This window comes from Pseudomonas sp. BP11-1-1 (genome assembly GCF_052112105.1).
Lineage (GTDB): Bacteria > Pseudomonadota > Gammaproteobacteria > Pseudomonadales > Pseudomonadaceae > Aquipseudomonas > Aquipseudomonas alvandae.
Window position 1 is genome coordinate 659,064 of record NZ_JAUTYU010000001.1, and the last position, 21,912, is coordinate 680,975.

The 21,912-nt window shown below is 62.7% G+C and carries 18 protein-coding genes; 7 read left to right on the forward strand and 11 right to left on the reverse strand.

What is annotated here, in order from left to right; translation table 11 throughout:
• The first annotated feature begins 94 nt into the window (after window positions 1-94).
• Window positions 95-619, forward strand: coding sequence for a ribosome biogenesis factor YjgA (yjgA, locus tag Q7C33_RS02895; RefSeq protein ID WP_014336624.1), 525 nt, complete (start codon window positions 95-97; stop codon window positions 617-619).
• Window positions 620-809: 190 nt separating this feature from the next.
• Here the strand turns inward: yjgA and tldD are convergent, their stop codons facing one another.
• The 8 genes from tldD to mreB form a co-directional block, all read right to left on the reverse strand.
• Window positions 810-2,252, reverse strand: a complete 1,443-nt coding sequence (gene tldD / locus Q7C33_RS02900) for a metalloprotease TldD (protein WP_003197828.1) — start codon at window positions 2,250-2,252, stop codon at window positions 810-812.
• Between the two features lie 5 nt (window positions 2,253-2,257).
• Entirely contained in the window at window positions 2,258-3,121 is an 864-nt protein-coding gene (locus Q7C33_RS02905) for a carbon-nitrogen hydrolase family protein (protein ID WP_030139846.1), read from the reverse strand.
• 139 nt (window positions 3,122-3,260) lie between these two features.
• A complete protein-coding gene (locus tag Q7C33_RS02910) occupies window positions 3,261-7,064 on the reverse strand; it encodes a YhdP family protein (protein ID WP_407682805.1) in 3,804 nt (1,267 codons plus the stop codon).
• 61 nt (window positions 7,065-7,125) lie between these two features.
• A complete protein-coding gene (rng, locus tag Q7C33_RS02915) occupies window positions 7,126-8,583 on the reverse strand; it encodes a ribonuclease G (protein WP_030139844.1) in 1,458 nt (485 codons plus the stop codon).
• Between the two features lie 56 nt (window positions 8,584-8,639).
• Window positions 8,640-9,236, reverse strand: coding sequence for a Maf family protein (locus Q7C33_RS02920; protein WP_407682806.1), 597 nt, complete (start codon window positions 9,234-9,236; stop codon window positions 8,640-8,642).
• 43 nt (window positions 9,237-9,279) lie between these two features.
• Window positions 9,280-9,768: a rod shape-determining protein MreD gene (gene mreD / locus Q7C33_RS02925; protein WP_030139842.1), complete on the reverse strand. Its 489-nt coding sequence runs from the start codon at window positions 9,766-9,768 to the stop codon at window positions 9,280-9,282.
• A complete protein-coding gene (mreC, locus tag Q7C33_RS02930; RefSeq protein WP_407682854.1) occupies window positions 9,765-10,853 on the reverse strand; it encodes a rod shape-determining protein MreC in 1,089 nt (362 codons plus the stop codon). Before mreC ends, mreD begins: the two co-directional genes overlap by 4 nt.
• A 189-nt stretch (window positions 10,854-11,042) precedes the next feature.
• Window positions 11,043-12,080, reverse strand: coding sequence for a rod shape-determining protein MreB (gene mreB / locus Q7C33_RS02935; RefSeq protein ID WP_002555108.1), 1,038 nt, complete (start codon window positions 12,078-12,080; stop codon window positions 11,043-11,045).
• Window positions 12,081-12,294: 214 nt separating this feature from the next.
• Here mreB and gatC point away from each other — a divergent pair, with 214 nt between their 5' ends.
• The 6 genes from gatC to Q7C33_RS02965 all read left to right on the forward strand — a co-directional run bounded on the left by gatC (window position 12,295) and on the right by Q7C33_RS02965 (window position 17,521).
• A complete protein-coding gene (gene gatC / locus Q7C33_RS02940; protein WP_020297123.1) occupies window positions 12,295-12,582 on the forward strand; it encodes an Asp-tRNA(Asn)/Glu-tRNA(Gln) amidotransferase subunit GatC in 288 nt (95 codons plus the stop codon).
• A gap of 16 nt (window positions 12,583-12,598) precedes the next feature.
• Window positions 12,599-14,050, forward strand: coding sequence for an Asp-tRNA(Asn)/Glu-tRNA(Gln) amidotransferase subunit GatA (gene gatA / locus Q7C33_RS02945; RefSeq protein WP_217861253.1), 1,452 nt, complete (start codon window positions 12,599-12,601; stop codon window positions 14,048-14,050).
• Window positions 14,051-14,060: 10 nt separating this feature from the next.
• Window positions 14,061-15,506, forward strand: a complete 1,446-nt coding sequence (gene gatB, locus Q7C33_RS02950; RefSeq protein WP_030139839.1) for an Asp-tRNA(Asn)/Glu-tRNA(Gln) amidotransferase subunit GatB — start codon at window positions 14,061-14,063, stop codon at window positions 15,504-15,506.
• Window positions 15,507-15,655: 149 nt separating this feature from the next.
• A complete protein-coding gene (locus Q7C33_RS02955; protein WP_217861252.1) occupies window positions 15,656-16,033 on the forward strand; it encodes a septal ring lytic transglycosylase RlpA family protein in 378 nt (125 codons plus the stop codon).
• Window positions 16,034-16,082: 49 nt separating this feature from the next.
• The gene (locus tag Q7C33_RS02960) at window positions 16,083-17,144 is read left to right on the forward strand and encodes a calcium/sodium antiporter (protein ID WP_407682855.1); all 1,062 of its coding nucleotides are present in this window, start codon (window positions 16,083-16,085) and stop codon (window positions 17,142-17,144) included.
• Complete coding sequence (locus tag Q7C33_RS02965; RefSeq protein WP_258648895.1) at window positions 17,141-17,521, forward strand: carboxymuconolactone decarboxylase family protein; 381 nt, start codon at window positions 17,141-17,143, stop codon at window positions 17,519-17,521. The genes Q7C33_RS02960 and Q7C33_RS02965 overlap by 4 nt, the downstream gene beginning before the upstream one ends.
• A 143-nt stretch (window positions 17,522-17,664) precedes the next feature.
• Here the strand turns inward: Q7C33_RS02965 and Q7C33_RS02970 are convergent, their stop codons facing one another.
• The 3 genes from Q7C33_RS02970 to Q7C33_RS02980 all read right to left on the reverse strand — a co-directional run bounded on the left by Q7C33_RS02970 (window position 17,665) and on the right by Q7C33_RS02980 (window position 21,831).
• On the reverse strand, window positions 17,665-18,606 hold the full coding sequence (locus Q7C33_RS02970) for an AEC family transporter (protein ID WP_030139836.1): 942 nt from the start codon (window positions 18,604-18,606) through the stop codon (window positions 17,665-17,667).
• 293 nt (window positions 18,607-18,899) lie between these two features.
• Complete coding sequence (garD, locus tag Q7C33_RS02975; protein WP_030139835.1) at window positions 18,900-20,453, reverse strand: galactarate dehydratase; 1,554 nt, start codon at window positions 20,451-20,453, stop codon at window positions 18,900-18,902.
• Between the two features lie 13 nt (window positions 20,454-20,466).
• Window positions 20,467-21,831, reverse strand: a complete 1,365-nt coding sequence (locus Q7C33_RS02980) for an MFS transporter (protein ID WP_053178197.1) — start codon at window positions 21,829-21,831, stop codon at window positions 20,467-20,469.
• Between the last annotated feature and the right edge of the window lie 81 nt (window positions 21,832-21,912).

The following is a 21,912-nucleotide window of genomic DNA, read 5'->3' on the forward strand; positions in this document are numbered from 1 at the left end:
TTTTTTCGTACAAACCCTTGGCCTTCGAGCGACCGGGCCGGACAACCGGCCCCCGACTGGTTATCATGGCGGCGTTTCTTTGCGGACTGCCACCATGGTTGATTCTTACGACGACTCCCTCTACGAGGGTGAAAAAAGCAAATCCCAGGTCAAACGCGAGCTGCATGCTCTGGTTGACCTCGGCGAGCGACTGACAACACTCAAGCCTGACTTGCTGGCCAAGCTGCCCCTGACCGACGCCTTGCGCCGGGCTTTGGCCGATGCGCCCAAGCACACCGCGAATATCGCGCGTAAACGGCACCTGCAATTCATCGGCAAACTGATGCGCGATCAGGACACTGACGCCATCCTCGTTCTGCTCGACCAGCTCGATGCCTCCACCCGGCAGTACAACGAACGCTTCCACAACCTGGAACGCTGGCGCGATCGCTTGATCGCAGGCGACGACGGCACCTTGGAAAAATTCGTCATCGACTACCCGGAGGCCGATCGCCAGCAATTGCGCTCCCTGATTCGTCAGGCCCAGCACGAACTGGCGCAGAACAAGCCACCGGCCTCGAGCCGTAAAATCTTCAAGTACATCCGTGAGCTGGACGAGACTCAACGCGGCCTGCGTTGAGTTTCATCCGACCCTGTAGGAGCTGCCGTAGGCTGCGATCTTTTGATCTTTTGATCCTTTGATCTTTCGCTTGGGACTCAAGCGTCATGGGAAAGATCGCAGCCTCGTTGCACTCGGCAGCTCCTACGCAGCTCCTACACAGCTGCTTCCACAGCTGCTTCCACAGCTTTTATTTGGATCTTGTGCATCGTCATGCCCCCGTGCCACCCACGGTAATCGCATCGATCTTCAGGGTCGGCTGGCCGACGCCCACCGGCACCGACTGCCCGTCCTTTCCGCATGTGCCCACGCCGCTGTCCAGCGCCAGGTCGTTACCGACCATCGACACCTTGCTCATCGCCTCCGGCCCGTTGCCGATCAAGGTCGCGCCCTTGACTGGCGCGGTGATCTTGCCATCTTCGATCAGGTAGGCCTCGCTGGTGGAAAACACGAACTTGCCACTGGTGATGTCCACCTGGCCGCCGCCGAGGTTGGCGCAATAGATGCCCTTCTTCACCGACGCGATGATTTCCGCCGGATCGCTCTGGCCGCCCAGCATGTAGGTATTGGTCATGCGCGGCATCGGCAGGTGTGCGTAGGACTCACGACGACCATTGCCGGTGCGGGCCACGCCCATGAGGCGGGCATTGAGCTTGTCTTGCATGTAGCCTTTGAGCACGCCGTTCTCGATCAAGGTGGTGCACTCGGTCGGGGTGCCCTCGTCATCGACGCTCAGGGAGCCACGACGGCCGGCCAGGGTTCCGTCATCGACAATGGTGCAGAGTTTCGAGGCAACCATTTCGCCCATGCGTCCGCTGTAGGCCGAGCTGCCCTTGCGATTGAAGTCACCTTCCAGGCCGTGGCCGACGGCTTCGTGCAACAACACGCCGGACCAGCCGGAGCCGAGCACCACGGGCAAGGTGCCGGCCGGGGCCGGGATCGCTTCCAGGTTGACCAGCGCCTGGCGCAGCGCCTCGCGGGCGTAGCCCATGGCGCGGTCTTCGCTGAGGAAATAACGGTAGTCGGTACGCCCGCCGCCGCCATGACCGCCGCGCTCGCGCCGGCCGTTCTGCTCGACGATCACGCTGACGTTGAAGCGCACCAGCGGTCGCACGTCCGCCGCCAGGCCACCGTCGGTCGACGCCACCAGGATCCGCTCCCAGACCCCAGCCATGCTCACCGAAACCTGCTGGATACGCGGGTCAAGGGCGCGGGTCGCCACGTCGATACGCTTGAGCAGTTCGACTTTCTCGGCACGGCTCATGACTTCCAACGGATTGTCCGGTGCATATAGTTGGGCCACGTCCTGGCTGCTGAACGCCTGGACCGTGCCATTCTGCCCGGCCCGGGAGATCGAACGAGCGGCACGGGCCGCGGCGCCGAGTGCTTCGAGGGTGATCGCATTGCTGTAGGCGAAACCGGTCTTTTCCCCGGACTGGGCCCGCACGCCCACGCCTTGGTCGAGGTTGAAACTGCCTTCCTTGACGATGCCGTCTTCCAGCGACCATGACTCGGAGATCTGGCCTTGGAAATACAGGTCGGCGGCATCGATGCCCGGACCGGCCAGGTCGCCCAGCACGCCTTGCAGACTTTCCAGGGTCACGCCGCCGGGGGCCAAAAGGTGTTCACTGACTGAGGACAACAACCCGCTCATATGTTTTACGCCTTGAATTCGTCGTCTTGGACAGGTCGCTGTCGGGCGCCCTGCGAGAAAAAGCGCCGGTGGTTCGCCACCGGCATGCGCGCCCGGATGGACGCCTGTTCGCTGCTGTCGCGCTCGGCCAGCAGCACGGCCTCGCCTTGATCCTGTTGTGCCAGCACGCGGCCCCACGGGTCGACAATCGCCGCGTGACCAAAAGTCTCCCTTGGCCCTGGATGCACGCCGCCCTGGGCCGCCGCCAGCACATAACACTGGGTTTCGATGGCCCGGGCGCGGATCAGCACGTCCCAATGGGCCGCGCCGGTCACCGCGGTAAACGCCGAAGGCGCGGTGATCAACTCGGCACCGGCTGCCCGCAACTCGCTATAGAGCTCAGGGAAACGCAGGTCATAACACACCGTCAGGCCCACCCGGCCCACGGGAGTATCGGCAACGACCACGTTGCCGCCATAAGCATAGTCATCGGATTCGCGATAACGCCCGCGATTGTCCGCCACGTCCACGTCGAACAGGTGCAACTTGTCATAGCGCGCCACGATCTGGCCTTGGTCGTCTACCAGCAACGAACAGGCATGGGCCTTGGCCTCGGGCTGGTCCACGGGCGGCAACGGCAATGTACCGGCGACAATCCATAACCTGAGGTCGCGGGCGACCTGTTTCAACCAGGGCAGGATCGGCCCCTGACCAAAGGCTTCGTCGCGACCGATCTGCGCCACGTCCCGCCGCCCCATGGCGGCGAAATTTTCAGGCAGCACCGCCAGCCTTGCGCCACCCGCCGCAGCCTGCTCCAGCAGCACGCGGGCACGAGCCAGGTTGGCGAGCACGTCGCTTTGGCTGACCATCTGAATCACGGCGACTGGCATGGTGCTTCCCTCACTTTTTACATCACTGCCCCTGTGGGAGCGAGCTTGCTCGCGATAGCGGTGTATCAGTCACATTTTCCTTTGCTGACCCACCGCTATCGCGAGCAAGCTCGCTCCCACAGGGACTAGCGTTAACTCGTCAAAACGGTTTGTCGAAGCTGATCTTCGGTTCTTTCCACGGCCCCTTGACGTCATATCTTACGCTGGCAAAACGCGCCACGCGGTCACCGATCAGCTTGTCGATCAAAAACAGCGCCCCGCCCACCGCCGGTGCGCCGACGATCAGCGCGGCGATCGGCAGGTTGTTCGTCACCGGCAAGGTCACCAACAGCTTGGCGTCTACCCGGTCGGTGACCATGTCCAGCGTACCGTTGAGCTCAAGGTTACTCGACGGCCCCGCCAGGGTGATGGGCTCGCGCGTGACGTACACGCCGTCGCTCGCCACCAGCAGCCCCTTGACCCGGTCGTAGCTCAGTCCTTTGCCGAACAGGTCGGAAAAATCCAGGCGCAAGCGCCGACCGATGGAATTGAAGTTCAACAGGCCAAATACCCGCAAAGCCTGGGCGCTGCCTTCAACCTCAACGAACTGGCCCTTGCTCAATGACGCATCGAGACTGCCGGAGAAACGTTTGGTGGCAACCCAGGCGGGCGAGCCGGGCCAACGACCGTCCACATCCAGGCGGAATTCCTGGCTGGTCACACTCGGCGCGAACCCCCACCCTTTGAGGACATCAGCCAGGTTCTTGCCCTTGATACGGCCCTTGTACCAACTGCTGGTGGAACCGGGTACGCCTTCCCAGGCGCCATTGCCGTTCAACACCATGCCTTTGAGGCCCATGTCCAACTCGTTCAACGCGATACCCTTGCCGGTAGGGCGCACCTTCAATGACCAGGCGCCAATCAGATCAGGGCCTTGGAACAACTGGTCGATGGCAATATCCATCGCTGGAATTTTGCTGGGATCGACCGTGGCCAGAGGATCCGGGGCGTTTTCATCGGCCTGGACCGTCGGGTCCACAGCCGGCAGGCGCACATAATCCAGCTTGATGCCGATCGGGGCGGCTTTCGCATCCGGCAGGCTGACGCTGCCCTTGGCCTGCTGGCTGTCAAGCCGCAGGGCCCAGGCATCCGGTTTGCGGTCCAACTGCACCGAAGCCTGGTCCAGCGTCGTACCCATGGCCGTGAGCTTGCCCACTTTCAGGTCGGCGCTGCTGAGCACTTGTCGGGCACTGCCGCCCGGATCCTGGCCTGCGTATTTGCCCAGCAGATCCTGCCAGGGGCTCACGTCCAGTTCCGACAGCGTGCCACGCAGTCGCAATCCCCTGCCGCCAGGCAATACTGCATCACCGGAACCCAGCAGCAATTCACCACGACCGTCGGCGACCTTCCCACTCGGCGCGGCATAAGTGAAACTGGCCAGGTCGCCGTAATTGACCCAATAACGCCGCTCCGGCCCCTGCAGCGTCATGCGGAACACCGTGTCGCGCCCGACATCGGCGGCCATCCCGAAGGGTGCCGGCAAGTCCACCGCCACACCCTTGAGGTTGGAGCTGACCGACAGCTGGCTGTCGGCGCCGTCGAGGATCACTTGCAGTTGATACGGAACCACCCCGGAGACGGGCAATGGCTGGGTCACGCTCAGCCAATCGGTGAGTTTCTTCACCTCGACCCGCCCCGACGCCGTCACTCGCGTATTGAGCGCACCGGCGCGGCCCTCGGCAAAAATCTGTGCAGTCACAGGTCGATCGAATGCCCTGGCCGCGATGTTCTTGCCGCTCAATCCCTTGCTGCTGTCGAAGCGGAAATCACCCTTGAGTTCGGTCAACTCGAGCGCCGGCTCGCTTAGCTTGAGCCGGGCCTTGTCAGTGGCAAAATCCACCAGGATTTTCGGTTGCTCGCCTTTGACCAGCGGGATATCGAGCTTCACGCTGCCTTGCAGCGCACCGTCGCCTTCCCAACCGGCGAACGTCTCGGCCGTACCGATAGGCGCGGTCTGGAGGATCTTCAGCCCATCGCCCAATCCACCGGCAAACCCGCCATCCAGCAGCAGATGAGAGCTCTGCCCGGTGGGCACGTGGGGAATGTTCACCGAAACATCTTTCACCTGGGTATCGAGCAGTTGCCCCTGGCTGGCAAAAATGCGCACGCCACTGTCTTCGACAAACACATCGCCGCTGACCTTGCTGACGGAAGGCCAGCCCGGCTGGAAGGCCAGTTCGGCGTCATGCACCTTGAAAAACAGGCTGATGCTGCGGGCTGCGTCCTCGGCACCTTTGTTCAGCGAACCCTGGTACTGGAAAAAACCTTCGTCCACCGCGCCCTTGACGATTGCCGTGCGCAGCCACTCGTCCAGCGCCGGGCTGAGGACGGCCGGCAGGTACTTGCCGGTATAGCGTCCGTCGCCATCCACCAGGCCGACCCGCAGGTCCATGTAGTCTTCCTGGCTGTGGTCGAAATGCAGACGAATCAGGAAATCGCCGGCAATCCGGCCTTCCTCCCCCAGCACCTTCAGGTAGGGCGCAATCAGGGTAAATCCCTGCTTGTCGAGCTTCCAGGTCAGTCGGGCGTTGGCTTGCAGGTATTGCCAGGGCTTGGCGAAGATCGGCGCCAGATGCAGGGAGAAATCCTTGCTGTCCATGCGCAGTTCGCCACCGCCGAGGTCACCGCTGAGGCTGCCGGAAACGTTGCGCGCCGCCGGAGCACCGTGATAGGCGTCAAAGCCCACCGTATCCAGGTTGGTGGCAAAGCTGACTTTCTGGTCGCCGGTGTTCTGTGGACGAAAGTCCACCAGCACGTTACGCAGGCCACCGGTCACCTTGAGCCGATCGATCGCCGTGGCGAGGCCCTCGGGCAACGGCGCCAAGGCATTGAGCAACGGCGTCAGCGGTGTCAGGTCGAGACGATCGGCCTCCAGGTGCCAGCGCTCCTCGGCCTTATCGGTGGCTTCGCTTTGTTGTAGCTGCAAGCGCGATTCCCAACGGGTCTCGCCCAGGCTCATCGCCAGGGTGTCGAGCGTCGCATTGAACCCTTCGCTGCCGCGTTGAAAGTAGCCGTTGAGGGCCAGATTCTGGATCTGTACCGGTTTGCGGTCGGCGTAGGCGCCCTGCAACTGCGGCGCGTTCAGTCGTACCGCCGCGCTTTGCACGGTGCCCGCCCCCCAACTGAGCCAGAACTCACCACCGGCCTTGATCTCGGAAAAATTCCATTGTTGGGTCAGGCGTTTCGGCAGCCATTTGGACCAATCGCTTTGCGGCAGGCTCAGGTAGGCATCAGCCTCGCCATTCTTCCAGTCGCTGGCTCGGATCCGGGCACGCACATTCATCGCCACGGGTTGGCCGTCAGGCAGGGTCAGGCGGGCATCCAATCGTTGGCGCGTGGGGCCGGTGCGCAGGCTCAGGCCAACGTAGGTCAGGCTCAGCGGTGGCTGATCCAAAGGTTGCAAGGTAACTTGGCTGTCGAGCACCGACAGCTTCGAGACGATCTGCATCCGGTTCAGCAACTGCTGCGGATCAAGGGGCTGATCGTCCCGCACTGGCAGGCCTTCCAAGGCCCACTTGCCGTCGGCGCCTTCCTTGAGGCTGATCTTCAGCCCACTCACTTCCAGATGAGCGATGCGCACCTGACGCGTCAGCAGGCTGTCCCATAGATCGGGCACGACGCGCACTTGATCCAGGTGCAAGGCATTGGCCCCATCGCCAACCACGACGTCACGCGCCGCCAATATAGGCGCCAGGGCGCTCCAGCTCCCGTCGAGGCTGCCAACGTGCACGGGCATGCCCAAGGCTTCGCTGGCCCGGGTCTCCAGCTCACCGCGGTATTCGGCCACCAGCGGGACCAGTTCCCGACCGAGGCTGACGTACAACGCCAGCAGCACCAGCAACAGTGCACACAAGCCCAGCCCCCAGCGCGTCAGCGTAGCCAAAAGACGTGTCAGGCGCTCCATGTCAGCAGCCTCCCCTGGCCAAGACATTCAAATGGGCGGCCTCGCCACTCCACACGCCGCTTCAGAGCAACACCACGTCGTATTGTTCCTGGGAGTACATGGTTTCCACCTGGAAACGAATCGTGCGTCCGATAAAAGCCTCCAGCTCCGCCACGTTGCCTGACTCCTCATCGAGCAGGCGGTCCACCACTTTCTGGTTCGCCAACACTCTATAGCCAGTGGCCTGGTAGGCGCGCGCCTCCCGGAGAATTTCCCGGAAGATTTCGTAACACACGGTTTCCGGGGTCTTGAGCTTGCCCCGCCCCTGGCAACTGCTGCACGGTTCGCACAGCACCTGCTCCAGGCTTTCGCGGGTGCGCTTGCGGGTCATCTGCACCAGGCCCAGTTCGGTGATGCCGATGATGTTGGTCTTGGCGTGATCGCGCTCCAACTGTTTTTCCAACGTGCGCAGTACCTGGCGCTGGTGCTCTTCATCTTCCATGTCGATGAAATCGATGATGATGATCCCGCCAAGGTTACGCAGGCGCAGTTGCCGGGCAATGGCGGTCGCCGCTTCAAGATTGGTCTTGAAGATGGTCTCCTCGAGATTGCGATGACCGACAAAAGCACCGGTGTTGACGTCGATGGTGCTCATCGCCTCGGCCGGATCGACCACCAGGTAACCGCCAGACTTGAGCGGCACCTTGCGCTCCAGTGCACGCTGGATTTCATCTTCGACACCGTAGAGGTCGAAAATCGGCCGTTCGCCTGGGTAGTGCTCCAGGCGATCGGCAATTTCCGGCATCAGTTCGGCGACGAATTGGGTGGTTCGCTGGAAGGTTTCCCGGGAATCGATGCGAATCTTCTCGATCTTCGGGCTGACCAAGTCGCGCAGGGTCCGCAGCGCCAGGCCGAGGTCTTCGTAGATCACGCTGGGGGTGGCGATGGTCTTGATCTGCGCGGCGATCTGGTCCCAGAGCCTGCGCAGGTAGCGGATATCCATGAGGATCTCATCGGCGCCGGCGCCTTCGGCTGCGGTGCGCAGGATGAAGCCGCCCGCCTCCTTGATCCCTTCTTTCTCCACGCAGTCGCTGACGACTTTCTTGAGACGCTCGCGCTCGGCTTCGTCCTCGATCTTCAGGGAAATGCCGACATGGGCCGTGCGCGGCATATACACGAGGTAGCGCGATGGAATCGACAGTTGGGTGGTCAGACGCGCGCCCTTGGAGCCGATGGGGTCCTTGGTGACTTGCACGACGAGGCTCTGCCCCTCATGGACCAGCGCACTGATGCTCTCCACGGCCGGCCCTTCGCGCATGGAAATTTCCGACGCATGAATGAATGCCGCTCGATCCAGCCCGATGTCGACGAAGGCCGCCTGCATGCCCGGCAGCACACGCACCACCTTGCCCTTGTAGATATTCCCGACAATGCCACGTTTCTGCGTACGCTCGACATGGACCTCTTGCAGGACACCGTTTTCAACCACCGCCACGCGCGATTCCATCGGCGTGATGTTGATCAGGATCTCTTCACTCATGGCAGGGTCTCGTTCAGGCATATTCACGATTATGGCCGCATCAAGTCAGTCAGCGCTCAGCGCGCGCTCAAGTTTTGCCAACAGGGTATGCCGAAATGGCCCAGCAGTTCCGCGGTTTCGCACAACGGCAGGCCGACCACCGCCGAATAACTGCCTTCGAGCCCGGCGACGAACACCGCACCCAACCCCTGGATACCATAGCTTCCGGCCTTGTCCCGGGGTTCGCCGCTGGCCCAATAGGCCAGCGCCTCTTGTTCGGTGATCGAGCGAAAACTCACCCGACTGCGAACCACACGGGATTCGCAACGCTGTCCATCCAGCACGGCAATAGCCGTCAATACTTCATGATCGCGACCGGACAGGCCCAGGAGCATCGACACGGCGTCGGCCTGATCCTGGGGCTTGCCGAGAACTCGTCCGTCCAGCACGACAGCGGTATCGGCGCCCAACACGCAGCCATCGATGTCGGTTGCCAGGGCACGTCGTCCAGCCTCGGCCTTGCCGCGCGCCAGGCGCTCTACATAGGCCGATGGGGTTTCGTGGTCCAGGGGAGTTTCGTCGATATCCGCACCGATGGCGGTAAAGGGCACGCCGATCTGTGTGAGCAATTCACGTCGTCGCGGCGAGCCTGAGGCGAGGTAAAGCGGTTTCATCAAGACATCTCCCTTCCAAGGTACGGGCCAATGCCTGACCGAATCAGTTGATTTTGAAACGCAGGCGCAAGCCGCGTAAACCGAAGCTTATCCATGGCCAGAGCAAGGCGCTGACCAGGGCCGGCAAGACCAGGGCCAGGGTCGGCTGGCGATTGCCGGTCAGCGCACTGAGCCACAGTTGCACCAGCTGCGCCAGGCCAAAGATCACCAGGATCACCAGGCTCTGCTGCCACATCGGGAACATCCGCAGGCGCTGCTGCAACGACAGCACCAGGAAGGTAATCAGCGTCAGGATCAATGCGTTCTGGCCCAACAACGTGCCATAAAGCACGTCTTCGGCCAGCCCCAGGCACCAGGCCGTGACCATGCCGACCTTGTGCGGCAGGGCCAGGGCCCAGAAGGCCAGCAACAAGGCCAGCCACAGCGGGCGCAGGATTTCCATGAACTGCGGCAGAGGTGAAACGCTGAGCAACAGGCCGATGGCGAAGGTCAGCCAGACCATCCAGCCGTTACCGGATCGAGTACTGCTCATTCTTCTCGTGCTCCCCTGGTGGCAGGCGTAGCGGCGGGCGTCGAGGCCGGTGGCTTGGTCGCGGGCTTCGCAGGTTGACTCGCCGGCTGGCGGGCAGCCGGCTGGTGAGCGGCCGGTTTGGCAGGTGTCGCGGCGGGTGCCGCCGCGGGCGTGGTGGCCGGCGGCGTCGCGGCAGGCGTTGTCACCTGAGGCTTGGGCACGGTAGCCGGGACAGGTGCAGGGGCGGGTGACGTCGGGGTGGCCAAATCGCCGCCCTGCCGATCCTGGGCTTCCTGGGCCACGGCAGCATCATTGGCTCGTTCTTCAGGCGTGCGGTTGTCGCTGAACACCAGCAGCAGGTAACGGCTGCGATTCAGCGCGGCGGTCGGCACCGCGCGCACGATGGCAAACGGCTGGCCGGAATCGTGGATCACTTCCTTGACCGTCGCCACCGGATAACCGGCAGGGAATCGCTGGCCGAGGCCGGAGCTGACCAGCAGGTCGCCTTCCTTGATGTCGGCGGTGTCGGCCACATGCCGCAGCTCCAGGCGTTCCGGGTTGCCGGTACCGCTGGCAATCGCCCGCAAGCCGTTGCGATTGACCTGCACGGGAATGCTGTGGGTGGTGTCGGTCAACAGCAGGACACGAGAGGTATAGGGCATCAACTCAACCACCTGCCCCATCAGGCCACGGGCATCGAGGACCGGCTGGCCGAGGACCACGCCGTCGCGCTCGCCCTTGTTGATGATGATGCGGTGGGTGAACGGGTTGGGGTCCATGCCGATCAACTCGGCCACTTCGACCTTCTCGTTGACCAGCGCGGAGGAGTTGAGCAATTCGCGCAGCCGAACGTTCTGCTCGGTGAGGGCCGCCAGCTTCTGCATGCGCCCCTGCAACAGCAGGTTTTCGGTCTTGAGTTTTTCGTTTTCGGCGACCAGTTCGGTCCGGCTGCCAAATTGACTGGCCACACCCTGCCACAACCGTTGCGGCAGGTCGGTGATCCAGTAGGACTCCATCAACACCAGCGACATCTGGCTGCGCACTGGCTTGAGCAGCGTGAAACGGGCATCCACCACCATCAGCGCAACCGATAGCACGGCCAACACCAGCAGGCGCACACCCAATGAGGGGCCTTTGGCAAAAAGCGGTTTAATAGGCCGCTCCTCCCAGGCAAATGTTTTCTTTATTCATACGGCATCAAACCGGCCTGGATACGAATGACAGAAGATAAACGCCAACGGGCAGCACTGCAAAGTGCTGCCCGGGAGCGAACAACATAGACCATCCAGCCGCGCTTATTCGCTGGAGAGCAGGTCCATGGTGTGCTTGTCCATCATTTCCAAAGCACGGCCACCGCCACGGGCAACGCACGTCAGCGGGTCTTCGGCAACGATCACCGGCAGGCCGGTTTCCTGGGCCAGCAGCTTGTCGAGGTCACGCAGCAGCGCGCCACCACCGGTCAGCACCAGGCCGCGCTCGGCGATGTCCGAGGCCAGCTCCGGCGGCGACTGCTCCAAGGCGCTCTTGACCGCCTGGACGATGGTCGCCAGCGACTCTTGCAGCGCTTCGAGCACTTCGTTGGAGTTGAGGGTGAACGCGCGTGGAACGCCTTCAGCCAGGTTGCGACCGCGAACGTCGACTTCGCGCACTTCGCCGCCCGGGTAGGCCGTGCCGATTTCCTGCTTGATACGCTCGGCGGTGGATTCGCCAATCAGGCTGCCGTAGTTGCGACGCACGTAGGTGATGATCGCTTCGTCGAAACGGTCGCCGCCCACACGCACGGACTCGGCGTAGACCACACCGTTGAGGGAGATCAACGCGATTTCAGTGGTACCGCCACCGATGTCGACAACCATCGAACCGCGGGCTTCTTCCACCGGCAGGCCGGCACCGATGGCCGCAGCCATTGGCTCTTCGATCAGGAACACTTCGCGGGCACCGGCACCGAGGGCCGATTCACGGATGGCGCGACGCTCCACCTGGGTGGATTTGCAAGGCACGCAGATCAGCACGCGAGGGCTGGGCTGCAGGAAGCTGTTCTCGTGAACCTTGTTGATGAAGTACTGCAGCATCTTTTCGCAGACGCTGAAGTCGGCGATCACGCCGTCTTTCATGGGGCGAATGGCTGCAATGTTGCCCGGTGTACGGCCCAGCATGCGCTTGGCTTCCGTACCGACAGCCACGACACTTTTCTGGTTACCGTGGGTGCGGATGGCCACGACCGAGGGTTCATTCAGGACGATACCGCGCTCGCGCACGTAAATAAGGGTGTTGGCAGTGCCCAGGTCGATGGAAAGATCGCTGGAAAACATGCCACGCAGTTTCTTGAACATGGGAAAGGGACCCTAGGCAACGCGTGGGTAAAAAAGTGCGGCAAACTCTAACAACGACAGGGATTTTGGGCAAGGCGCCAATATGTTAAATTGGCCGCTTTTCTGTGCACCAAACACCGAGATCGCGGCCGTAGGGCCGTAGAAATGCGGTAGTGTTCCGACAATCTAACACACGGACGGACTGCGTCCGTTTTGTTTTCCACTGGAGAATCCCATGGCGCTTGAACGCTCCGACGTGGAAAAAATCGCTCATCTGGCCTGTCTGGGCCTCAATGAAGCCGATCTTCCACACATCACTTCTGCCCTGAACAGCATTCTCGGGCTGGTCGACGAGATGCAGGCGGTCGATACCGACGGTATCGAGCCGCTGGCCCACCCACTGGAAGCCAGCCAGCGCCTGCGCGCCGACGTCGTGACCGAGTCCAATCACCGCGAGGCCTACCAGTCCATCGCGCCAGCGGTCGAAAACGGCCTGTACCTGGTTCCGAAAGTCATCGACTAAAGGGAAAGAGCCTCTCATGCATCACATGACACTGGCCGAGATCGCCCGCGGACTCGCCGACAAAAAGTTTTCCTCCGAAGAGCTGACCAAGGCCCTGCTGGCGCGCATCGCCCAGCTCGACCCGCAGCTCAACAGCTTCATCAGCCTCACCGAGGAACTGGCCTTGAGCCAGGCCAAGGCCGCCGACGCCCGTCGCGCCAATGGTGAGAGCGGCGCCCTGCTCGGCGCGCCGATTGCCCACAAGGACCTGTTCTGCACCCAGGGCATCCGCACCAGCTGCGGCTCGAAGATGCTCGACAACTTCAAGGCCCCGTACGACGCCACCGTGGTCGCCAAGCTGGCCGCTGCCGGCACCGTGACCCTGGGCAAGACCAACATGGACGAATTCGCCATGGGTTCGGCCAACGAGTCGAGCCACTACGGCCCGGTGAAGAACCCGTGGAACCTGGAACACGTGCCGGGTGGCTCGTCCGGTGGTTCCGCCGCCGCCGTGGCCGCGCGCCTGTTGCCGGCCGCCACCGCCACCGACACCGGCGGCTCGATTCGCCAGCCGGCGGCGTTCACCAACCTCACCGGCCTGAAGCCCACCTACGGCCGCGTCTCGCGCTGGGGCATGATCGCCTACGCCTCCAGCCTCGACCAGGGCGGCCCCTTGGCCCGTACCGCCGAAGACTGCGCAATCCTGCTGCAAGGCATGGCCGGCTTCGACCCGAACGACTCCACCAGCATCGATGAACCGGTTCCGGACTACAGCGCCAGCCTCAACGGTTCGCTGCAAGGCCTGCGCATCGGTGTGCCGAAGGAGTATTTCAGCGCCGGCCTCGACCCGCGCATCGCCGAGCTGGTCCACAACAGCGTCAAGGCGCTGGAGAAGCTCGGCGCGGTCATCAAGGAAATCAGCCTGCCGAACATGCAGCACGCGATTCCGGCGTACTACGTGATCGCCCCGGCGGAAGCGTCTTCGAACCTGTCGCGCTTCGACGGCGTGCGCTTCGGCTATCGCTGCGAAAACCCGGAAAACCTGGTCGACCTGTACAAGCGCTCCCGTGGCGAAGGCTTCGGTGCCGAAGTGCAGCGCCGGATCATGGTCGGCGCCTACGCGCTGTCCGCCGGCTACTACGATGCCTACTACCTCAAGGCGCAGAAGATCCGCCGCCTGGTGAAGAACGACTTCATGGCCGCCTTCAACGAGGTCGACATCATCCTCGGCCCGACCACGCCGAACCCGGCCTGGAAGCTCGGCGCCAAGAACAGCGACCCGGTCGCCGAGTACCTGGAAGACGTCTACACCATCACCGCCAACCTCGCCGGCTTGCCGGGCCTGTCCATGCCGGCCGGTTTTGTCGATGGCCTGCCGGTGGGCGTGCAGTTGCTCGCGCCGTATTTCCAGGAAGGCCGCCTGCTCAACGTGGCGCACCAGTACCAGCTCAATACCGACTGGCACACCCGCACCCCAACCGGCTTCTGAGGAGAAACACATGCAATGGGAAGTCGTGATCGGGCTGGAGATTCATACCCAGCTCACCACCCGGTCGAAAATCTTTTCCGGTAGCTCGACCACATTCGGTTCCGAGCCCAACACCCAGGCCAGCCTGGTGGACCTGGGCATGCCCGGCGTGCTGCCGGTGCTCAACGCCGAAGCGGTGCGCATGGCGGTGATGTTCGGCCTGGCGATTGATGCCGAGATCGGCCAGCACAACGTGTTCGCCCGCAAGAACTACTTTTACCCGGACCTGCCCAAGGGCTACCAGATCAGCCAGATGGAACTGCCGATCGTCGGCAAGGGCCACTTGGACATCGCCCTGGAAGACGGCACGGTCAAGCGCGTTGGCATCACCCGTGCGCACCTGGAAGAAGACGCCGGCAAGAGCCTGCATGAGGAATTCAACGGTGCCACCGGCATCGACCTGAACCGTGCCGGCACCCCGCTGCTGGAAATCGTCTCCGAGCCGGACATGCGCAGCGCCAAGGAAGCCGTGGCCTACGTCAAGGCGATCCATGCGCTGGTGCGCTACCTGGGCATCTGCGACGGCAACATGGCCGAAGGCTCGCTGCGCTGCGACTGCAACGTGTCGATCCGGCCCAAGGGCCAGGTCGAGTTCGGCACACGCTGCGAGATCAAGAACGTCAACTCGTTCCGCTTCATCGAGAAGGCGATCAACAGCGAGATCCAGCGCCAGATCGAACTGATCGAGGACGGCGGCAAGGTCATCCAGCAGACCCGTCTGTACGACCCGAACAAGGACGAGACCCGTCCGATGCGCAGCAAGGAAGAAGCCAACGACTACCGTTACTTCCCCGATCCGGACCTGCTGCCGGTGGTCATCGAGAACTCGTTCCTCGATGACGTGCGCGCCACCCTGCCGGAACTGCCGCCGCAGAAACGCGAGCGCTTCCAGGCGCAGTTCGGGCTGTCGAGCTATGACGCCAACGTCCTGGCCACCAGCCGCGAACAGGCCGATTACTTCGAGAAAGTCGTGAGCATCGGCGGCGACGCCAAGCTGGCGGCCAACTGGGTGATGGTCGAGTTGGGCAGCCTGTTGAACAAGCAGGGCCTGGAAATCGACGAGTCGCCGGTCTCGGCCGAGCAACTGGGCGGCATGCTGGTGCGGATCAAGGACAACACCATTTCCGGCAAGATCGCCAAGATGGTCTTCGAAGCCATGGCCAATGGCGAAGGTAGCGCCGACGAGATCATCGAGAAGCGCGGCTTGAAGCAGGTCACCGACACCGGTGCGATCAGCGCGGTGCTCGATGAAATGCTCGCGGCCAACGCCGAGCAGGTCGAACAGTACCGTGCGGCAGACGAAGCCAAGCGCGGCAAGATGTTCGGCTTCTTCGTCGGCCAGGCCATGAAAGCCTCCAAGGGCAAGGCCAACCCGCAACAGGTCAACGAATTGCTGAAAAGCAAGCTCGAAGGCTGATGGCCATGGAGCCAGTCCTCAAATCTGGCTCACCCCCCTGTGGGAGCGAGCTTGCTCGCGATAGCGGTATGACAGTCAACCTAGATGTTGAATGTGATGGCCCCATCGCGAGCAAGCTCGCTCCCACATTTGTATTTGGAACCTCTCAGATGAAGCGTCTCCTCGGCGCCTGCGCCCTGCTGTCCCTGCTGGCCGGCTGTGCCAGCCAGAGTGGAACGGTCGATCCACACGGCTACGACCAGACCGGCGTCGCCTCCTATTACGGCTCCAGGCACCACGGCAAGCGCACCGCCAGCGGCGAGCGTTTCGACCAGCACGGCCTGACCGCCGCACATCGCCAGTTGCCATTCGGCACTCGGGTGAAAATCACCAACCTTGGCAACGACAAGAGCGTCGTGGTCCGCATCAATGATCGTGGGCCGTATACACGCGGTCGCCTGATCGACGTATCGCGCGCCGCTGCCGAACAATTGGGCATGTTGCGCGCTGGCACCGCGCGGGTACGCGTGCAAGCCCTCGACGATTGATAGACGGAGCCCGGCCATTTCCCTGATCAACGCCCTACCGCTGCTCAGCCTGCTCGAACTGTTCGGCGCGCTGCTGTTGCTGATCGCCGGCGCCGAACTGCTGGTGCGCGCCGCCGTCGGCCTGGCGGCACGCTTGCTGGTGCGACCTTTGATCATCGGCCTGACCGTCGTCGCCTTCGGCAGCAGCGCGCCGCAAATGGCCGTCAGCCTGCAGGCGACCCTGGCGCAGAACGCCGACATCGCCGTGGGCAGTGTGATTGGCAGCAGCATCTTCAATATCCTCGTCACCCTCGGGCTGTCGGCGCTGATCATCCCGCTGCGCGTCTCGCGCCAACTGGTGCGCCTCGACATCCCGCTGATGATCGGCGCCAGCCTGCTGGTGTTCGTGCTGGCCTGGAATGAGGAACTGACCCGACTCGACGGCGTCTTGCTGCTGGCGGCCCTGGCGGTGTACCTGGGCTTGTTGCTGCGCCAGTCACGACACTCCGCTCGACCGCACCCGCTGGGTGGCGAGGTGGCCCATACATCCTGGCCCAAGAGTCTGGTGATGATCGTGTCGGGCCTGGCGATGCTGGTGTTCGCCGGGCACCTGTTGCTGGGCGCTGCGGTGGAAGTGGCCACGGACCTGGGTTTGTCGGAGCGCATCATCGGCCTGACCATCGTCGCCGTCAGCACGTCGCTGCCGGAGCTCGCCACTTCGCTGATCGCCGCCCTGCGTGGCCAACGGGACATCGCGGTGGGCAACGTGATCGGCAGCAACCTGTTCAACTTGCTGGGCGTGCTGGGTATAACCGCCCTCGCCGCGCCCTCGCCGCTCTCGGTCTCGCCCAACGCCCTGGATTTCGACCTGCCGGTAATGCTCGGCGTCGCGGTGCTGTGCCTGCCGGTGTTCTATTCCGGCTACCGCGTCACCCGCGCCGAAGGCTTGCTGTTGCTGGGCTTGTACGCGGTCTACGGGCTGCACGTGGTGTCGTTCACCACGGGCATGCCGCTGGCCGGCCAGCTTGAACGCTTGATGTTGTTCTACGTGCTGCCGACCCTGCTCGCGTTTTTGCTGTTCACCTCGGTGCACGCCTGGCGCCGCCAACACCACAAGAGGGATTTGCCATGACCGACACTCCAAAGACCGGCCTCGACATGCGGCGCCAGGTGATGGGCGACGCGTTCGTCGACCGCGCCCTGGGCAACGCCACCGAATTCACCCGGCCGCTGCAGGATTTCGTCAACGAACACGCCTGGGGCAGCGTCTGGAGCCGCGAAGGCCTGCCACTGAAGACCCGCAGCCTGATCACCCTCGCCGCCCTTACCGCGCTCAAGTGCCCGCAGGAACTCAAAGGCCACGTGCGCGGCGCGTTGAACAATGGTTGCACGGTGGAAGAAATTCGCGAGGCGCTGCTGCATTGCGCGGTGTATGCCGGCGTGCCGGCGGCGATCGATGCGTTTCGTGCGGCACAGGAAGTGATCGATAGCTACCAGAAACCTGAGTGAAGGCCCAAGCCTTGCGGTGACAGGCCAGGCCTCTTCGCGAGCAAGCCCGCTCCCACATTGACTGCGTTCTTCCATGGAAATGCGATCGAATGTGGGAGCGGGCTTGCTCGCGAATGGATCGAAAGAGCGCTGCAAACCTGAAGCTAGATCCACCCACCCCACTGCAACACAAAGATCCCCAGGTTGGTGGTAATCGCCGCCATCAGCGTGGTGATGACGATGATCGCCGCCGCCAGCTCATGGTTGCCATCGGCTGCCCGGGCCATGACATAGCTGGCGGCGGCGGTAGGGCTGCCGAAGTACAGGAACAGGATCCCCAGCTCCGCCCCGCGAAAGCCCCACAGCCACGCGCCCAATGTGGTCACCAGCGGCAAACCGACCATCTTCACCAGGCTGGAGCTCAGGGCCATCTTGCCGCTCTTGCGCAAGGCCGCCAGCGACAGCGTGCCGCCAATGCAGATCAGCGCCAGGGGCAAGGTCATTTGTGACAGATACTTCGCCGAAGTCTCGAACCAGTTCGGCAGGCCGATCTGCCAATAGGCGAACGGCGCGGCAACGATCACGCTGATGATCAGCGGATTGCTGATCACGCTTTTGCAGATGCTCCACGGATCGGACTTGATCACCGGGCTGTAGACCGCCAGCACGATGGTCGACAAGGTGTTGTAGAACAGGATCACCAGCGCCGCGAGAATCGCCCCCAGGGAAATCCCGTAGTCGCCGTACATGCTCGCGGCCAGTGCGAGGCCGATCACACCGTTGTTGCCGCGAAACGCGCCCTGGGTGTAGATGCCGCGATCTTCCCGCGGGCAACGCCAGATCGCCCAGCCCCAGGCCATCGCAAAACTCACCAGGGTGGCAATCGAGAAATAGATCAACAGGTCGGGTTGCAACGCCGCGTGCAGGTCGGCGTGCAGGATGCCGAGAAACAACAACGCCGGCATGGTGACGTTGAACACCAGCGACGAGGCGATGTGGATGAAGTTGTCGTTGATCCAGTAGATACGCTTGAGCAATGTCCCCAGGAACAGCATGGCAAACACCGGTGCGGTGATGTTCAGGGTTTCGAGGAAAATTGCCAGCATGCCGGGGACCTTGAGAGGGTGTCGTTAGGTGGCTAATGATAGCCACTAACGACGTTGGCGTCTGGTGAAGCGCTTTCGCGAGCAGGCTCGCTCCGACATTTGTTCGGGTGAACACAGAGCCAACATTCACCGTTGCCCCTTGTGGGAGCGAGCCTGCTCGCGAAGACGGCGACACATCCACCATCAATGCCAACTGAACCACCGCATTCGCGAGCAGGCTCGCTCCCACACTGGATCTCCAGTGATCAGAAAATCCATATCCACCCCGCATCCCTGCTCGCGATGGCACCGGATCAGGTAATCGGCGCCGGGTTGAACAAGGTGATGTCGTTGAACAGCTTGTGCCGTTCGGCCCAGGTCTGCTTCTTGCCGCTGGCCACGTCCAGGTAGTAATGGAACAGCTCCCAACCCAACTCTTCGATGGTCGCGCGCCCGGTGGCGATCCGGCCGGCGTCGATGTCGATCAGGTCCGGCCAGCGCTGGGCCAGTTCGGTGCGGGTCGAGACCTTCACCACCGGTGCCATGGCCAAGCCGTACGGCGTGCCCCGGCCGGTGGTGAACACGTGCAGGTTCATCCCCGCCGCCAGTTGCAGCGTGCCGCAGACAAAATCACTGGCCGGCGTGGCACAGAAGATCAGGCCCTTTTGCTTGAAGCGCTCGCCCGGGCCAAGCACGCCGTTGATTGCGCTGCTGCCGGACTTGACGATCGAGCCCAAAGACTTCTCGACGATGTTCGACAACCCACCCTTCTTGTTGCCCGGCGTGGTGTTGGCGCTGCGATCGGCCTCGCCTTTGGCCAGGTAACGGTCGTACCAGTCCATTTCGCGCACCAGCTCCTGGGCGACTTCCTGGGTTTGCGCCCGGGAGGTCAGCAGGTAGATCGCATCGCGCACTTCGGTGACTTCGGAAAACATCACCGTCGCGCCGGCCCGCAACAGCAAGTCCGAGGCGTAGCCCAGGGCCGGGTTGGCGGTGATGCCGGAAAACGCATCGCTGCCGCCGCACTGCATGCCCAGGATCAGCTCCGAGGCCGGCACGGTTTCGCGACGGCGCTGATCGAGTTTCTTCAGGCGCGTCTCGGCCAGTTCCATGATCTGCTCGATCATTTCCGTGAAGCCGTGACTGGAATCCTGCAAGCGATACAACCACGGCTCGCTGAGGTCCACCGAGCTATCGCCTTCGTGCATCACCTGCCCGGCCTGCAATTTCTCGCAGCCCAGGCTGATCACCAGCGCCTCGCCTCCCAGGTTCGGGTTGCGCGCCAGGTTGCGCACGGTACGGATCGGGATGTAGGCGTCGGTAGCAGTGATCGCCACCCCGCAGCCATAGCTGTGGGTCAGCGCGACCACGTCATCGACGTTCGGGTACTTGGGCAGCAGCTCGTCCTTGATGCGCTTGACCGCATGGTCGAGCACGCCGGTGACGCACTGCACCGTGGTGGTAATACCCAGGATGTTGCGCGTGCCGACGGTGCCGTCGGCGTTGCGATAACCTTCGAAGGTGTAGCCCTCCAGCGGCGCATCCGCCGCTGGCACGTCGGTGGACAGCGGCAAGCTGTCCAGCGGCGGCGCGGTGGGCATGCGCAACTGGTCTTCCTTGACCCAACTGCCGCGAGGAATCGGCTGCAGCGCGTAGCCAATGACCTGGCCGTAGCGAATCACCTCGCCGCCCTCGGGAATGTCCACGAGGGTGACTTTGTGGCTCTGCGGGACGAAGTCCACGGTGACCAGGCCGTCCGGGAACTCGGTCCCGGCCGGTACGCCCTGGTCATTGACGACGATCACCACGTTGTCCCGCTCATGCAGGCGGATGTAACGGGGCGAATCGGCATGTTCAATCAGTTGCATTGATGCCGCTCCTTCAGGACTTGGCTTCAGACAGGCTGGCGATGTCGGCATCCTTGGCCGTTGGTTCCTTGAGCACCACACGTTTGATCGGCCCCACGATGACCAGGTAGCTGAACACCGCCATCAGCGCGTTGCAGCCCACGAACACCAGCGCCCATTTGAACGAACCGGTGGAGCTGATGATGTAGCCGATGACGATTGGCGTGGTGATCGATGCCAGGTTGCCGAAGGTGTTGAACAGGCCACCGCTCAAACCGGCGATCTGTTTTGGCGACGTGTCGGAGACCACGGCCCAGCCCAGTGCGCCGACGCCTTTACCGAAGAAGGCCAGGGCCATGAAGCCCACCACCATCCATTCGACGTCGACGTAGTTACACGCCACGATGCTGCTGGACACCAGCAGGCCGGCGATGATCGGCGTCTTGCGAGCGAAGGTCAGCGAGTGCCCCTTGCGCAGCAGGTAGTCGGAAATCACCCCGCCCAGCACGCCGCCGATGAAACCGCAGATCGCCGGCAAGGACGCGATGAAACCGGCCTTGAGGATGGTCATGCCGCGTTCCTGCACCAGGTACACCGGGAACCAGGTCAGGAAGAAGTACGTGATGCCGTTGATGCAGTACTGGCCCAGGTACACGCCGAGCATCATGCGGTTGGTCAGCAGTTGACGGATGTAATCCCACTTCGGACCGTCGGCTTTCTTTTCCTTGCCCTTGTCCTGGTCCATATCGACCATCGCGCCGTTGGCGGCGATGTGATTGAACTCGGCCTCGTTGATCATCGGGTGCTGACGCGGACCGTAGATCACTTTCAACCAGATCAGCGAGAACACGATGCCGATCACGCCCATCACGATGAACACGTGCTGCCAGCCGAAGCGGTAGACGATCCAGCCCATCAGCGGTGCGAACAACACGGTGGCGAAATACTGCGCCGAGTTGAAGATCGCCGAGGCGGTGCCGCGCTCCGCGGTCGGAAACCAGGCGGCGACGATCCGTGCGTTGCCCGGGAAGGACGGCGCTTCGGCCAGCCCGACCAGAAAGCGCAGCATGAACAGCGCAACCACGGCCGTGGACATGCCGAACTCACCGACATAGCCCTGCAGCACGGTGAACAGCGACCAGGTGAAAATGCTCAAGGCATAGATTTTTTTCGACCCGAAACGGTCGAGCAGCCAGCCGCCGGGAATCTGCCCGGCCACGTAGGCCCAGCCGAAGGCGGAGAAGATATAACCGAGGGTGACGGCATCGATGCCGAGGTCTTTTTGCAGGCTGGAGCCTGCGATGGCAATGGTGGCTCGGTCGGCATAGTTGATCGTTGTCACCAGGAACAGCATGAGCAGGATCAAATAGCGGACGTGAGTCGGCTTGGTCGCTTGCATGTAGAGGTACTCCCACTATTTATTTTTATGCGGGTCAGCAGATTGTACGGCCGGGCTGGAAATCCAACCCGGCCGGTGTTG

Excerpts from the sequence above, each read along its gene's own strand:
- yjgA (WP_014336624.1), top strand. The coding sequence starts at position 95 with ATGGTTGATTCTTACGACGACTCCCTCTACGAGGGTGAAAAAAGCAAA.
- tldD (WP_003197828.1), bottom strand. The coding sequence starts at position 2,252 with ATGAGCGGGTTGTTGTCCTCAGTCAGTGAACACCTTTTGGCCCCCGGC.
- Q7C33_RS02905 (WP_030139846.1), bottom strand. The coding sequence starts at position 3,121 with ATGCCAGTCGCCGTGATTCAGATGGTCAGCCAAAGCGACGTGCTCGCC.
- Q7C33_RS02910 (WP_407682805.1), bottom strand. The coding sequence starts at position 7,064 with ATGGAGCGCCTGACACGTCTTTTGGCTACGCTGACGCGCTGGGGGCTG.
- rng (WP_030139844.1), bottom strand. The coding sequence starts at position 8,583 with ATGAGTGAAGAGATCCTGATCAACATCACGCCGATGGAATCGCGCGTG.
- Q7C33_RS02920 (WP_407682806.1), bottom strand. The coding sequence starts at position 9,236 with ATGAAACCGCTTTACCTCGCCTCAGGCTCGCCGCGACGACGTGAATTG.
- mreD (WP_030139842.1), bottom strand. The coding sequence starts at position 9,768 with ATGAGCAGTACTCGATCCGGTAACGGCTGGATGGTCTGGCTGACCTTC.
- mreB (WP_002555108.1), bottom strand. The coding sequence starts at position 12,080 with ATGTTCAAGAAACTGCGTGGCATGTTTTCCAGCGATCTTTCCATCGAC.
- gatC (WP_020297123.1), top strand. The coding sequence starts at position 12,295 with ATGGCGCTTGAACGCTCCGACGTGGAAAAAATCGCTCATCTGGCCTGT.
- gatA (WP_217861253.1), top strand. The coding sequence starts at position 12,599 with ATGCATCACATGACACTGGCCGAGATCGCCCGCGGACTCGCCGACAAA.
- gatB (WP_030139839.1), top strand. The coding sequence starts at position 14,061 with ATGCAATGGGAAGTCGTGATCGGGCTGGAGATTCATACCCAGCTCACC.
- Q7C33_RS02955 (WP_217861252.1), top strand. The coding sequence starts at position 15,656 with ATGAAGCGTCTCCTCGGCGCCTGCGCCCTGCTGTCCCTGCTGGCCGGC.
- Q7C33_RS02965 (WP_258648895.1), top strand. The coding sequence starts at position 17,141 with ATGACCGACACTCCAAAGACCGGCCTCGACATGCGGCGCCAGGTGATG.
- Q7C33_RS02970 (WP_030139836.1), bottom strand. The coding sequence starts at position 18,606 with ATGCTGGCAATTTTCCTCGAAACCCTGAACATCACCGCACCGGTGTTT.
- garD (WP_030139835.1), bottom strand. The coding sequence starts at position 20,453 with ATGCAACTGATTGAACATGCCGATTCGCCCCGTTACATCCGCCTGCAT.
- Q7C33_RS02980 (WP_053178197.1), bottom strand. The coding sequence starts at position 21,831 with ATGCAAGCGACCAAGCCGACTCACGTCCGCTATTTGATCCTGCTCATG.